This window comes from Niallia sp. Kr1 (genome assembly GCF_050389805.1).
GTDB lineage: Bacteria > Bacillota > Bacilli > Bacillales > Cytobacillaceae > Bacillus_BD.
In genome coordinates this window covers 285,774-299,622 of the sequence record NZ_CP130945.1, presented here as the reverse complement: position 1 = coordinate 299,622, position 13,849 = coordinate 285,774, and the positions used below count along the sequence as shown (strand labels likewise).

The following is a 13,849-nucleotide window of genomic DNA, read 5'->3' as shown; positions in this document are numbered from 1 at the left end:
TTCTCTGCTAGTCTGTTAATAGAGTTTCAATTCAATATAAATATTGTTATCTAACCTTGAGTGGGGATGAAAAGGTGAACATTCATGGATCATAAAAAAAAGGTTGCCGAACGATTTGACTGGTCTTTAACCCTCATATTATTTTTACTCTTTCTCGTAAGTTGTATGGCCATATATAGTGGGCAGACATCGGGACAATATGGAGAAACGAACTTTTTAATCCAACAAATTTTTTGGTATGTCGTTGGTGCCATCATTATTGGCGTTGTCATGTATTTTGACAGCGATCAACTAAAACGGCTGAGTTGGTTTTTATATGGATTTGGGATACTGCTATTGCTCATTTTGGCGGTTGCTCCCGTAACAGAATTGACCCCTAGAATAAATGGGGCCCAAAGCTGGTTTCAATTGCCCATTGGTTCAATCCAGCCTTCTGAGTTTATGAAGGTTTTTCTGATCATTGCCTTAAGTAAGGTCGTACAAAGTCATAATGAAAAATATTTAAACAAAACACTTGAAACCGATTTAATGCTACTTTTAAAAATCGGGCTTGTTACAGGACTACCGATCGCACTTGTGATGATGCAACCTGACTTAGGAACATCGCTCGTTATGCTAGCGATTATGACAGGGGTTATCTTTGTTTCAGGAATATCCTGGAAAATCATTACAGCTATTTATGGACTTGGGATTGCTCTTGCAGGAGTTATTTTGTACTTTGTTATATGGGCTCCGCAAGTTTTAGAAAAATATTTAAATGTAAAATCCTATCAATTTGATCGAATTTATTCATGGCTTAAACCGGAAGAACATGCTGCTGGATATCACTTATCTAACTCACTAAAAGCCATTGGCTCTGGTCAACTAACAGGAAAAGGTTTAGGAGACCGACAAGTTTATATCCCAGAAAGCCATACTGACTTTATTTTTAGTGTTATCGGCGAGGAATATGGATTTTTAGGTGGAAGTATTGTTATCGGGTTATTTTTCCTTCTAATCTATCATCTAACTAAAACGGCTTTGGAAACAACAGATGCTTTTAATACGTATATTTGTGTTGGAATTATCAGTATGATTACTTTCCATGTTTTTCAAAATATTGGAATGACCATTCAAGTTCTACCCATTACAGGCATCCCTCTTCCATTTATCAGTTATGGGGGTAGCTCACTCATGGGAAACATGTTTGCAATGGGGCTTGTCTATAGTATTCATTATCACCACCGTAGTTATATGTTTTCATCAAAACAAACCTATACCGAAACAAAAGTACGCGAACACAATTTCTAATTAAATGTTTGTTTAAATTAAAAGAGTCTACTTCAAAACTTAGTTTTGTAAGCAGACTCTTTTTTATTTGTAATTATATATTATTTAAAATAATTATTAATAAGTATTGATTTTTAAAAACTATTTGTTATAATAAGTATATAAGATAAATCGAGGAGGAATAAATATAATGACTGTACAAACTAAAACGATTCAATCTCAATTAAATTTACAAATTGCTAACTGGAGTGTTCTTTATACAAAACTTCATCGTTTCCATTGGTATGTTAAAGGTCCTTCATTCTTCACATTACATGCCAAATTTGAAGAGCTTTATGATGAAGCTGCTCTTGTTGTTGACGAAGTGGCTGAACGTCTACTTGCCGTCGGAGGTCAACCAGTTGCAACATTGAAGGAGTATATAGAAACTGCTACGATCGAAGAAACAGCAAACGAAACAAAAGCTTCAGATATGGTTGCAACTCTTGTAAAAGATTACACAACAATTAAAGAGAGCTTAAACGAATTAGCAAAAGTTACAGATGCTGAGAATGACACAATCACGAACGATCTTGCTATCGGTCTAATTGAGAAAATTGACACTCACTTATGGATGCTTCATGCATTCTTAGAAGCATAAAAGGAAAGTTTTTCCTATATATAGGATAACGAAAATAAAAAAAGGAGGCTGTGATGCTAGTCACAAACTCCTTTTTTTATTTAAGGTAATCCATTTAGAATGTCAGAACCTGGTAGTAATGAAGAAAGCGGGACAATTTCCGCCTGTTTTTGATATTGGGGTATATAGTTTTTCAGAGCAGTGACGACCTTTTCACCTGTAATCCCGACATGCCCAATCGCAATTAATTGTTCACTATCGTCAAGCTCTTTTACTAAATTGGATGCTTGCCTATAAATATGTTGTTCTGAATAAATATGGTCGAAGAACATGTCGTTTTCTAAATAAGGCACATCTAATTCTTCAGCTAGCTTTGAAATGACACTTTTACTAGACGTTTTGCTATCAAGATAAAACAATCCCTTTTCTTTACATACCTCAAGAACAATTCGCATGGCTCTTTCATCTTCCGTTACTTTTGAGCCCATATGGTGATTCATCCCAACTGCATAGGGGACATTTTCAATTGCTTGTATTACAGCATTTCTTATTTCCTTATCGCTCATATCTGTCGTAATAGCACCAGGTCCAAGCCAACTGCGCTTCCCCTTTTTAGGTTCCATTGGCAGATGAACAATGACTTCATGACCTCGTTCATGAGCTAATTTTGCATCACGCTCTGTTGTAGAGAGGAATGGCATAATTGCAACGGTAATCGGAATAGGAAGATTAAGCATGTCTTCTGTTGCCTTCATATTGTTGCCAAAATCATCAATGACAATCGCCAATTCCTTTTTATTAATTGCTTTGGGTTCTTCTGCTTGGACGAAATCTGGAATTATGGAACTTAATAATAAAATTAACATTATAATGACTTTCATCATAACAACTCCTCTTTTCCTTTTAAGATGTCTCAAATTTAGGATTATTAATCGTTTTATAGAGGGAGCATATGAATATTTTTAGTGGAGAATCAGGGTTTGGTTCAATTCTGGTTGAGGTTGGATCAACTAACCTTGATTTTGCTTCAATCAATCCCAGTTTTAGTTCAATTAAATGGGATTTTGGTTCAATTGTCCCCTATACTGGTTCAATCAACCTCTTCTTAGATTTAGATCACAAATTCTGAACAAAAACAGCAAAAAGAGAGGCTTCTAACCTCTCTTTTTTACTAATTTCGGTGCATTTTAAACTTTAGATAAAGCTCATTATAATAAGCGAGCATTTCTTTCCCTAGATCTTCGTAAACTTCTAGTTTTTCGGTTAATTCTTCTGGAGGGTAAAATCGTTCATCGTTAACTACCTCTTCATCCAATAATTGGAGCGCGGCTTGATTTGGAGTTGAATAGCTCACATAGTCTGTATTTTGTGCTGCATTTTCAGGGTCTAACATGAAATTAATAAATTGATGGGCACCCTCGATATTCTTTGCTGTTTTGGGGATCACCATATTATCAAACCAAAGATTAGACCCTTCTTCTGGAACAACATAATCTAACTTGTCATTTTCCCACATTATATCCGCAGCATCGCCTGACCAAACAACGCCAATTGCCGCTTCTTCATTGGCCATCAATAATTTGATTTCATCACCAACAATGGCTTTCAAGTTTGGAGTTAACGTATCCAACTTGGCTTTAGCCTCAAGTAAATGGTCGTTGTTGGTGTCATTCAACGAATAGTGTAGGCTGTTTAGCCCAATCCCAATCACTTCACGAGCACCATCTACCATCAAAATCTCATTTTTTAATGCAGGATTCCATAAATCATTCCAACCCTTTAATTCAATATCACCCAGTAATTCAGGATTATAAACAATCCCAACTGTACCCCAAAAATAAGGAATCGAATATTGATTTCCGGGGTCAAAGGAAAGATCCAAAAATCGTGGATCAATGTGTTTTAAATTGGGTAATTTTGAATGATCGAGAGGGAGAAGCAAATCCTCACTTTTCATTTTTTCAATCATGTATTCGGATGGGACTGCTACATCATAGCTAGTTCCACCTTGTTGTATTTTTGTCAGCATCGACTCATTGGAATCAAAGGTTTCATAAATCACTTTAATGCCAGTTTCCTCTTCAAATTTATCGATTAATTCTTCATCAATATAATCTCCCCAGTTAAAAACCGTCAGTGTATTACCAGATGTGTAACCTTCTGAAGAATTCAACTTAGAAACCCAAAACATCAACAGCACGGAAACGATGACAATAACCGAAAAGGCCTGAATGAGTTTTCTCATTTTCGAACCCCCATTCGTGACGTACGTTTATAACGTTGGTTAATAAAATAGTAACCAATGACAAGTACCATCGTGAACAGGAATAGTAATGTCGACAACGCATTAATGTCTAATGAAACGCCTCTTCTTGCCATCGAATAAATTTCAACAGACAATGTCGTAAACCCATTACCTGTCACAAAGAATGTAACAGCAAAGTCGTCCAAGGAATAGGTCAAAGCCATAAAGAAACCGGCAAAGATACCAGGGGTTATGTAGGGAATGGTTACCTTCGTTAAAACCTCCCAACGACTTGCCCCTAAATCCCGTGCCGCATCCACAAGACTCGAACTCATTTCCTGAATTTTAGGCAAGACCATAATCACGACAATCGGTACACTAAACGCAATATGCGAAAGCAAAACAGAAGTAAAACCTAGCTGAATTCCTAGTATGGTAAAGGTAATTAAAAACGAAGCACCGATAATCACGTCTGGACTAACAATTAAAACATTGTTTAGAGATAATAATGTATTTTGCGCTTGTCTCCTTTTGACATAAGCAATCCCGAGTGCCCCAGCAACTCCAATAATCGTCGATATCGCTGCTGATAAAAGAGCGATGATAATTGTATTCAGTACAATTATTAATAATCTTGTATTACTAAATAGCTGCTTGTACCAATCTAATGTAAATTCCTCAAAATCAAACATGGTACCACCGCTATTAAATGAATAAAAAATCAAATAGAAAATCGGAGCATAAAGAATGAAAAATATAATCAGTAAATAGATGGTTGATAACTTATTTTTCAATTCCTCTCCCTCCTTTTATTTCCTGTAATCATCATAATGAAAAACATCGCAATGATAAGGAAAACCGCAATTGTAGAACCCATTCCCCAGTTTTGTGTTACAAGAAAATGTTGTTCAATCGCTGTACCTAAAGTGATGACTCGGTTTCCTGCAATCAATCTTGTTAACATGAATAGTGATAACGCAGGGATAAAGACCACTTGACAACCTGATTTGACACCATCCAATGTCAGTGGAAATATCACTCGACGAAAGGTCGTCCATTTGGATGCTCCTAAATCAAAGGAAGCATCGATAAACGTTGGATTTAATTTATCCAATGAATTAAAGATCGGTAAAATCATAAACGGAATAAAAATGTACACAGATACAAACACAAAACTAAAATCGGTGAACAAAATTTGTTTTGCACCTATTCCGATAGCCTCAAGAAAATTATTCGCTACTCCGTGTGTACCAAAAATCCCTAAGAATGCGTACGCTTTTAAAAGTAAGTTAATCCATGAAGGTAAAATAATTAGCAATAACCATAAGTGCTTATGTTTTGTTTTTGTTAAGAAATAAGCCGTTGGATAACCAATCAATAGAGAAAAGGCTGTAATTAAAAAGGCATACCAAAACGAGCTAAGTGTCATTTTTAGATAAACAGGTGTAAAAAAGTTAACGTAATTCGTTAAGCTAAAGTTGCCATGAATATCTAGAAAGGAATAATAGAAAACGAGAATAATTGGCACCAATACAAACAACCCGATCCATAAGATATATGGAAGGAGATACAAATTACGAGAATGTTGATTATTCATGGTGATCATCCTCATATGTTTCAAGACGTTTATCAAATTCTTCCTCGGTTTCACCTAATCTCATAACGTGGATCGCTTCAGGTTCAAAATAAAGCCCGATTTTATCACCCACCTGTGCTCTTTTTGTTGAATGGACGAGCCATTCATTTCCATCCTCGTCATATCCGCAAATTTCATAATGAACGCCTCGGAATAACAGTGAATCGACATCAACAATAATTTTTCCTTTTTCTCTTGGTGTAATCTCTAAATCTTCTGGTCGAATTACAATCTCAACCTTTTCATTATTATAGAAACCTTTGTCCACACATTCAAATTCCCGGCCAACAAATTCAACAAGATAATCCTTTTTCATGATTCCTGAAACAATATTGGATTCACCAATGAAGTCTGCAACAAAACGATTTATTGGTTCATCATAGATATCTGTTGGTGTACCGCTTTGTTCTATTTTCCCATTATTGATTACAAAGATTTCATTTGACATCGCCAAGGCTTCTTCTTGATCATGCGTAACAAAAATAAACGTAATCCCAAGTCGCTGCTGTAATTCTTTTAATTCATACTGCATTTCAGTACGTAGTTTTAAATCAAGTGCCGATAGCGGTTCATCGAGGAGAATCACCTCTGGTTCATTTACAATAGCACGCGCGATTGCGACTCTTTGCCTTTGACCACCAGACATCTCATTTATGTCACGATTCTCAAATCCAACTAAGTTAACAAACTTTAATGCTTCTTGAACTTTCTCATTAATGAGCTTTTGATTCATTTTTTTTATTCTTAAACCAAATGCGATATTCTCAAATACATTTAAATGAGGGAATAAGGCATAATCCTGAAATACGGTATTAACCTGACGTTTATTGGCTGGAATATGATTGACCACTTTATCGTTAATATAAATTTTCCCTTCTGATGGTTCAATAAAACCCGCGATTAGCCTTAATATCGTTGTTTTACCACAACCAGATGGACCAAGTAATGTATAAAATTTCCCACGTTCTATTTCAAAGCTAACGTCTTTTAAAATAGCTGGATCCTGATCAAATTGTTTTGTTACATTTTCAAAACGAATGATTGTTTTCTTCCCCACTTTTTACTCCCTCCTGTAAAAAAAATTTTAGTAGGAAAAGTTGGATGTCCTACCTCTATTAAACTATGACTTATTTATCCATACGTCCCTAAGTCTACCCTTATTATCATAAAAATTAAATAATAAATTTTACTTATTCAAATATAATACTAATTTATTTCATTTGGAGATATATCATAGTATGTTATATCTCCAAATGAACATAATGAATATAAAATTTATATTCCTATAATAAGCAATAATAAGATAGTGAATATTTTCTAAATAATATTTGACAATTATGTGAACATTTAGAATAATGTAATTACAGGAAAGATTATGGAGGAGGTTTATTAAATGAACTCACATGAGAAAATCATAGGGATCACTAAATTAATTACCATTCTACTGTTTATAACTGGGACTTTGACTTTAGCATATGGTATTGTAAGCGGTTTCTCTTCTGTTATCGGAATTGGTATTGGCGTTGAAGTTGGGGCTATCTTTATTGTCCTGATGGGGATGTTCTTTGTCGCTACGGAGGAGATGGTCGAAACTACCTTTAAAGGGATTGAAATAGCTCCAATTGAAAAAAAGAAGCGTCCTCATTTATATGTGGTGAAAAGATAATTTTTTTGCCATTTACATCAAGACTTTTATACATATAAATATTTAACATAGATTTTTTCATCATGATTTAATTTTTTGACAATTTTGTGAACACTCTTGAATAGCATATTCTATAAGGGGGATGATTAAAATGAATCCATTTATCAAAATGATTACGGCTACAAAGATGGTTGGCGCGATAGTTCTCACTCTTGGAATTGCTATTTTTTTATACGGAATGATGATACAGGATTATATTTTCATAACTGGAATTGGTGTTGGAGCTGTGATGGGGGCAGTATTTATCTTTTTAATCGGCATGTTTCTTGTTGCTGCTGAAGAGATGCTTAGAAATGTCCATAAAAAATAAAGAGAGCGTCTACCCCAATAGACGCTCTCTCTTTTCCATTTTACATATCCCATAGGAAGATTAACAATGTTCCTAAGATGGTAACTATAGCAGCAAAGAGCATAAAGAATACTTTACCGTAAATATACCATTTATCCTCTGTTTCCCCTGCATGCATGAATACAACTAGCTGAAGAGACGCTTGAGCAAAAGCAGTTATAATTAAAATGGTCATACCTGTGTTAAATGACAGGTCAAAGAAATATACAGATAGGGCAACTAAAGTTAAAAGAATCGAAGCAATAAAACCATTTATCTGTTTGACAGGAAATAATTCTTTCATTCTTACATCATTCCTTTCAAGTAGATGAAGCTGAAAATAAAGATCCAAACTACATCTAGGAAGTGCCAGTAAAGCGAGAAAATGAATGATTTATTCGTCGTTCTAGGAGTCAAGCCTTCTCTTTTCACTTGAATCATGATAGCTAAGCCCCAGAACAAGCCAAATGTAACGTGGGCACCGTGAGTTCCTAATGTTGACAGTAAAGCGGCTGTAAAGGCACTTACTTGAAGTCCTGCGCCTACATGTACATAATGAATAAATTCATAAATCTCAACACCTAAGAAAGCTAAACCTAATACAAGCGTAATTCCGAAGAATGTCATCATCGCTTTCTTATTTCCAAGACGCATGGCATGAACGCCAAGACCAATCACAAAACTACTTGTTAATAGAATAAACGTTTCGATTAGAACCGGAGTAATTTCAAAAATTTCCGCTCCAGAAGGTCCATTTCCAGTACGATGTTCTAATGTAAAATAAGTCGTAAAGAGTGTTGCAAACAACATAATTTCACATGCAAGGAAAACCCAAAAACCAAAAATATTTAAATCATTTTGTTTTGTACTATATTCTAATGGGAGCGAGTGATCCATTTTCATTAGTTAGCACCTCGCAATTTCGTTTCAGTTTCTTCAATTTCTTTAACCGTAATGTGGCGACCGTCGTCTTTTTCAAATGAACGGAAAGCCATAACGGCAAAGAAAGCAATTGTACTAATGATGACTAATGGCCAGATTGCAAACACGAACGAGAAGCCCCATACAAAGAAGATTGCTCCAAAAATAAATGGCATACCACTGTTGTTTGGCATATGAATTTCTTTGTATTCATCCGGGAATAGATCATGTCCTTTTTTCTTTGCATCCCAGAATGGCTGTCTTGAAGCAACCTGTGGGTCAACCGCAAAGTTGTATTCTGGAACTGGTGTATGTGTCGCCCATTCAAGTGTACGAGCATCCCATGGATCTGCGCTAATATTTCGTGGTGAATAACGAATGCTGTAATATACGTTGTAAACAATTAGCGCGAAACCAATAGCCATAATTCCTGCGCCTATGAATGAAAGCATATTTAATGGTCCAAAGCCAGTTGCCTCAGAATACGTGTACATACGACGTGCTTGCCCATCTAAACCAGTGATATACATTGGGAAGAACGCCAATACAAAGCCGATTGATAGAAGCCAGAATGTCCATTTTCCAATTCTTTCATTTAACATGAATCCGAACATTTTTGGCCAGTAATACGTAAATGCCGCAAGCATTGCATAAACAACACCTGGGATAATCGTATTATGGAAGTGAGCTACTAGGAACATCGTGTTATGGTATTGATAGTCAGCTGCTGACATCGCAAGCATAACCCCTGTTACCCCACCAATTGTAAATAACGGAATAAATCCTACTGAATAAAGCATTGGAACGGTAAAGCGAATCTTCCCTTTCCACATTGTTAGAAGCCAGTTAAATATTTTAACCCCTGTTGGTACTGCAATCGCCATTGTTGTAATCGAGAAGAAGCTGTTAGCTAATGCTCCTTGACCCATTGTAAAGAAGTGGTGGGCCCAAACAAGTAGCGAAAGAACCGAAATAACGACAACCGATCCAACCATTGACTTATAACCGTATAGGTTACGTCCTGAGAAGGTTTGGATAATTTCACTATAAATACCGAATGCAGGTAAGATTAAGATGTATACTTCAGGGTGTCCCCATATCCAGAAAAGGTTGGCCCAAAGCATATCCATACCGCCATTTGTTGATGTAAAGAAATTCGTTCCAAATAGTCTGTCCATCGTTCCCATTCCTAAAGCGATCGCAAAGATTGGGAATACAGTCACAATAATTAAGTTTGCAACAAAAGACGTCCAAGTAAACATTGGCATTCTCATTAATGTCATACCAGGTGCTCTCATTTTGATGATGGTTGTAACCATGTTAATACCTGTCATTAATGATCCTAGACCTGAAATCTGAATCGCTAGCATATAATAGTTCGTTCCAACTGATGTACTGAAATCAGTTCCTGCTAGTGGGAAGTAAGATGTCCATCCAGCATCAGGTGAACCCCCGATGACGAAAGAGATATTAAATAGCATAGCTCCAAAGAAGAACAGCCAGAAACTAATCGCATTCAATCTTGGGAATGCAACGTCACGAGCCCCAATTTGAAGCGGAATTAGATAATTCATAAAAGCAAAGATAAAAGGCATAGCCATGAAGAAAATCATGACAACCCCGTGTGTTGTAAAAATTTCATTATAGTGCTGTGCATCTAGTAATTGATTTTCCGGTGCCGAAAGTTGTGCACGCATCATTATCGCGTCAACACCGCCGCGGAATAACATTAATAAAGCAGCAAGCATATACATAATACCGATACGCTTGTGGTCTGATGTTGTTAACCATTCACGCCATAAATAACCCCATTTTTTGAAATAGGTTAACCCTGCAATAATGGCAATGACTGTTAAACCAATAGCAACCATCGACGCATAAATCGCTGGACTTGGATGTGGTACGGCAAATCGTTCAAAGAACTCCATCCTTAAAAGACTCCTTTCGAGAGAAATTGATAAAACTAATATTTTCGGGCTTAATTAAAGATTTAATGATTACTGTGATCTGAAGAATCATCAGTAAAATGTTCCTCATCTTCTTTAGCTGAAGGCGCATGATCATGCTCAGGTGCTGGTGAGAATTCTAAGTGTGTACCTTTAAATGTCATTTGTCCAAGATGTCCTGGTTCTAATAACTCTTCAAACTTTCCTTCTGTTAAAGGTTCCGCTGTTTCATGTACTTCCTCAACCCACTCATCAAAGTCAGCTTGAGTCATAGCTGTGACATTGAATGTATTTTCGGCAAATCCTTTACCACTAAAGTTAGCATTACGTCCCACCATTTCACCTGGGTGATCTGCTGCTAAGTGAAGTGTCGTCACCATGTCTGCCATCGCGTACTTTTGCCCACCTAATTGTGGAATCCAGAAACTTGTGATTGGTCCAAATGAATATAACTTAAATTCAAGCGGACGATCTTCTGGGATGTATAGATAGTTAACTGTCTCAATATCTTGTTCTGGATAACTAAAATGCCATTTCCAGTTTGAAGATGATGCATAAATGACTAATGGTTCTTGATCTTCGTATTTTTGAGGTGTCGCTTCGACAATGTAGTTACTTTGTACAGATACGAAAGATAGATAAGCCACGATTAAAATCGGGATTCCAAATAAAATAGCTTCAAGCCAAGGATGCCCCTCAATTTCAGGCGGTTCATAATCTGGACTTTGTTTTGAAGCACGATACTTAAATAAGATAATGATTAGAGCAACAAATACAGCAATTACAATAAATGACATAATTCCGATGGAAAGCATTATGTCTTGAGCTTGCCTTTCAGCTTGTGGACCCTTTGGATCGAGAACTAATAACGGTTCACATCCTGAAAGTATGGTGGCAATGGTCATAATCACCATTAAAAAAGCCCCTTTTAACTTCATAATGAATACCCCTTTCTCTAAATATACTAAAATAATTTTTTGATTTTATAGATAGTAAAAGACAAGTAAACCTCAAAAAAAATAATGGTGATTGCAGAAAAGTTCACAAATTGTTCAAATATTATTCGAATATTTGTCACAAATCTCCCCTTCTCCTTTTCGTTTGTTTATATTACCACTATTAACATGATGATAACACAGTTTACGCGAGAAGGTTGTTACAAATTTGTGAATAAAATCTCATCAATAATTATTTTCTGATTATTGGAATGTTTTAACTTGATGACTTTATTAAACCTCTTAATATCACGATTGTAAACCGTTTCAAAACTATTATTTACGAAATTTCGAAAATATACTAATATACGATTCATATCTATTAAAACAGAAAACTGCAAAAATTGGAAATAAAAAACTTCACAAATTATCAACAACTTGTCAAAAATATTTTTTATATCGTAAATAAGGGAGAGCCAACTAACGTTGATTCTCCCTTTTCCCCATAAGTTATTGTTATATTTTTATGTGTGACTTAAATCGTTGACTCTTTATGCCTTAAAACCATGTTTCATTAGCCTGCGATGCCGAATAACCATTCGTACATAATAAAACAAACTGATAACGAGCATTCCGATACTTCCATATAAAAGATATAACTGATTTAGATAGTAACTTACATAGGTGAAAACTAGACTTAGTAGAACAAGCAGAAATGCATCCCGTTTTCTTGAAATAACCATTTCATGTTTCATATTCATTAACTGGCTCGTCTTTTGCCATTCGCGATATTTCTTGGGTTCATCGAGTACTTGTTGAATTTGGTTTGGCAGTGAAACAAGTGGTTTGAGAGTAGATTTTGCAAAGTTTATAACCGTATCCTTTGCCCCTTCCATATTATCCTTTAACCACTGCTTTATGATTGGACTACACATCGCTAATAAATCCATTTTAGGGTCTAATGTATACAAATTTCCTATAAACGTTGAAATCGCTCGTCCTAAAAAGGCATATTCACTTGGCAGTTGAATCGGTTGCTCATTTACGATCTTTTCTATATCCGTCATAATTTCTTCGACAACTTTTGTGTCCTGTGCTTTAATTCCATTATCGCTATATGTATCAACTAACAGTTGGATAATTCTTGCAATCTCATCTTTGTCTGCATGCGGAAGCAGAAATCTCATTCCTTCTAATGCATGTACCACTTTATCATAATCCTTCAACATGATGCCGACAACAATATCACGAATGTGCATAGCATCCTTTTTCTTTATAACCCCAACCATTCCAAAGTCAATCAGTACAATGGTACCGTCCGCTTTCACCATGATATTACCTGGATGTGGATCAGCATGGAATTTACCTTCTTCTAGTAGCTGACCTAGAAAAGCTTCTAGTAAAACATTTGAAATTCTGTATTTATCTATATGATTCTTCTCTAAAAACTCGAGATCAGTAATCCGATTTCCTTCCATCCACTGCATCACTAGTACCCTTTTAGTGGAATAATCTGAGTAATAAGAAGGGATCTCTATTCCAGGAAAATCTTCGTATTTCTTTTTAAAATAAAGACCGTTTTCAAGTTCTTGTTCGAAATTAAGTTCGTCTCCAATGGTTCTCACGAATTCTCGATAAAAAAGCGAGAGATCCATCGAGCTTTCTAGTTTGGTAAATCGTTTTAACATCCATAAAACAATCCGTACCGCTCTAAAATCACTGTAAATGATTTTTCCGATCTTGGGGCGCTGAATTTTAACAGCTACCACATCTCCGTTATGTAATACCCCCTTATAGACCTCACCGATTGAAGCTGAAGCAATCGGATCCTTAGAAATGTCTTTCAGGACGGTTGTATAAGGCTTACCCCATTCCTCTTCCAGTACCACTTTAGCTTTTTCCCAAGAAACGGCTGGAACTTGATCAAGTAAATCAGTTAATTCCTCTAAATAGGCATCGGGCATTATATCTTTACGAGTACTTAAATATTGTCCGAGTTTAATTAAAACACCTTCTAAAGATAATGCTTTTTCCTTATATCTAATCGCCTGCTTTTTAAGCAGTGCCTCCCACTGCTTTTCTGTTTGGTCCGTCCAACTTTGACGATGTCTTTTCCGAAATAGAATAATTTCTATAAAGATTCTAACGGCCATCCACACGATAGTAAAAATCCGATAGAGGGAGAAATACTTCATTATCTTGCCCCTTCCTAAATGATGTTACCTTCATTTAATACCATTATAAC

14 protein-coding genes are annotated in these 13,849 nt (G+C 35.8%); 4 read left to right on the top strand and 10 right to left on the bottom strand.

Annotation, left to right across the window (positions count from 1 at the left end):
* Positions 1-84 precede the first annotated feature (84 nt).
* Both Q5760_RS01525 and Q5760_RS01520 read left to right on the top strand, forming a co-directional pair.
* Complete coding sequence (locus Q5760_RS01525; protein ID WP_428910536.1) at positions 85-1,290, top strand: FtsW/RodA/SpoVE family cell cycle protein; 1,206 nt, start codon at positions 85-87, stop codon at positions 1,288-1,290.
* 169 nt (positions 1,291-1,459) lie between these two features.
* Entirely contained in the window at positions 1,460-1,909 is a 450-nt protein-coding gene (locus tag Q5760_RS01520) for a Dps family protein (RefSeq protein ID WP_428910535.1), read from the top strand.
* Positions 1,910-1,989: 80 nt separating this feature from the next.
* Here Q5760_RS01520 and Q5760_RS01515 read toward each other — a convergent pair whose 3' ends face one another.
* From Q5760_RS01515 to Q5760_RS01495, 5 genes are all read right to left on the bottom strand, one after another.
* Entirely contained in the window at positions 1,990-2,769 is a 780-nt protein-coding gene (locus Q5760_RS01515) for a divergent polysaccharide deacetylase family protein (protein WP_428910534.1), read from the bottom strand.
* A 290-nt stretch (positions 2,770-3,059) separates the two neighbouring features.
* Positions 3,060-4,133: an ABC transporter substrate-binding protein gene (locus Q5760_RS01510; RefSeq protein WP_428910533.1), complete on the bottom strand. Its 1,074-nt coding sequence runs from the start codon at positions 4,131-4,133 to the stop codon at positions 3,060-3,062.
* On the bottom strand, positions 4,130-4,927 hold the full coding sequence (locus Q5760_RS01505) for an ABC transporter permease (protein ID WP_428910532.1): 798 nt from the start codon (positions 4,925-4,927) through the stop codon (positions 4,130-4,132). The genes Q5760_RS01510 and Q5760_RS01505 overlap by 4 nt, the downstream gene beginning before the upstream one ends.
* Positions 4,924-5,730: an ABC transporter permease gene (locus tag Q5760_RS01500; protein ID WP_428910531.1), complete on the bottom strand. Its 807-nt coding sequence runs from the start codon at positions 5,728-5,730 to the stop codon at positions 4,924-4,926. Before Q5760_RS01500 ends, Q5760_RS01505 begins: the two co-directional genes overlap by 4 nt.
* A complete protein-coding gene (locus Q5760_RS01495) occupies positions 5,723-6,826 on the bottom strand; it encodes an ABC transporter ATP-binding protein (RefSeq protein WP_428910530.1) in 1,104 nt (367 codons plus the stop codon). The genes Q5760_RS01500 and Q5760_RS01495 overlap by 8 nt, the downstream gene beginning before the upstream one ends.
* Positions 6,827-7,162: 336 nt before the next feature.
* On the opposite strand from Q5760_RS01495, the gene Q5760_RS01490 reads away from it, so the two are divergent.
* On the top strand, positions 7,163-7,435 hold the full coding sequence (locus tag Q5760_RS01490; protein ID WP_428910529.1) for a hypothetical protein: 273 nt from the start codon (positions 7,163-7,165) through the stop codon (positions 7,433-7,435).
* Between the two features lie 130 nt (positions 7,436-7,565).
* The gene (locus Q5760_RS01485; protein ID WP_428910528.1) at positions 7,566-7,784 is read left to right on the top strand and encodes a hypothetical protein; all 219 of its coding nucleotides are present in this window, start codon (positions 7,566-7,568) and stop codon (positions 7,782-7,784) included.
* 40 nt (positions 7,785-7,824) lie between these two features.
* Here the strand turns inward: Q5760_RS01485 and qoxD are convergent, their stop codons facing one another.
* From qoxD to Q5760_RS01460, 5 genes are all read right to left on the bottom strand, one after another.
* Positions 7,825-8,106 carry a cytochrome aa3 quinol oxidase subunit IV gene (gene qoxD / locus Q5760_RS01480; protein ID WP_428910527.1) on the bottom strand — a complete coding sequence of 94 codons (282 nt, stop codon included), beginning with the start codon at positions 8,104-8,106 and terminating at the stop codon, positions 7,825-7,827.
* 2 nt (positions 8,107-8,108) lie between these two features.
* Positions 8,109-8,705: a cytochrome aa3 quinol oxidase subunit III gene (gene qoxC / locus Q5760_RS01475; RefSeq protein WP_428910526.1), complete on the bottom strand. Its 597-nt coding sequence runs from the start codon at positions 8,703-8,705 to the stop codon at positions 8,109-8,111.
* Positions 8,705-10,651 (bottom strand): cytochrome aa3 quinol oxidase subunit I, encoded by a 1,947-nt coding sequence (gene qoxB / locus Q5760_RS01470; RefSeq protein WP_428910525.1) that lies wholly within the window; start codon positions 10,649-10,651, stop codon positions 8,705-8,707. Before qoxB ends, qoxC begins: the two co-directional genes overlap by 1 nt.
* A gap of 62 nt (positions 10,652-10,713) precedes the next feature.
* The gene (gene qoxA / locus Q5760_RS01465; RefSeq protein WP_428910524.1) at positions 10,714-11,607 is read right to left on the bottom strand and encodes a cytochrome aa3 quinol oxidase subunit II; all 894 of its coding nucleotides are present in this window, start codon (positions 11,605-11,607) and stop codon (positions 10,714-10,716) included.
* Positions 11,608-12,155: 548 nt separating this feature from the next.
* On the bottom strand, positions 12,156-13,799 hold the full coding sequence (locus tag Q5760_RS01460) for an ABC1 kinase family protein (protein ID WP_428910523.1): 1,644 nt from the start codon (positions 13,797-13,799) through the stop codon (positions 12,156-12,158).
* Between the last annotated feature and the right edge of the window lie 50 nt (positions 13,800-13,849).

Bases quoted from the DNA above. Each gene is read 5' to 3' on its own strand.
- Q5760_RS01500 (WP_428910531.1), bottom strand. From the start codon at position 5,730: ATGAATAATCAACATTCTCGTAATTTGTATCTCCTTCCATATATCTTA.
- Q5760_RS01520 (WP_428910535.1), top strand. From the start codon at position 1,460: ATGACTGTACAAACTAAAACGATTCAATCTCAATTAAATTTACAAATT.
- Q5760_RS01525 (WP_428910536.1), top strand. From the start codon at position 85: ATGGATCATAAAAAAAAGGTTGCCGAACGATTTGACTGGTCTTTAACC.
- Q5760_RS01510 (WP_428910533.1), bottom strand. From the start codon at position 4,133: ATGAGAAAACTCATTCAGGCCTTTTCGGTTATTGTCATCGTTTCCGTG.
- qoxC (WP_428910526.1), bottom strand. From the start codon at position 8,705: ATGAAAATGGATCACTCGCTCCCATTAGAATATAGTACAAAACAAAAT.
- qoxB (WP_428910525.1), bottom strand. From the start codon at position 10,651: ATGGAGTTCTTTGAACGATTTGCCGTACCACATCCAAGTCCAGCGATT.
- qoxA (WP_428910524.1), bottom strand. From the start codon at position 11,607: ATGAAGTTAAAAGGGGCTTTTTTAATGGTGATTATGACCATTGCCACC.
- Q5760_RS01485 (WP_428910528.1), top strand. From the start codon at position 7,566: ATGAATCCATTTATCAAAATGATTACGGCTACAAAGATGGTTGGCGCG.
- Q5760_RS01460 (WP_428910523.1), bottom strand. From the start codon at position 13,799: ATGAAGTATTTCTCCCTCTATCGGATTTTTACTATCGTGTGGATGGCC.
- qoxD (WP_428910527.1), bottom strand. From the start codon at position 8,106: ATGAAAGAATTATTTCCTGTCAAACAGATAAATGGTTTTATTGCTTCG.
- Q5760_RS01490 (WP_428910529.1), top strand. From the start codon at position 7,163: ATGAACTCACATGAGAAAATCATAGGGATCACTAAATTAATTACCATT.
- Q5760_RS01515 (WP_428910534.1), bottom strand. From the start codon at position 2,769: ATGAAAGTCATTATAATGTTAATTTTATTATTAAGTTCCATAATTCCA.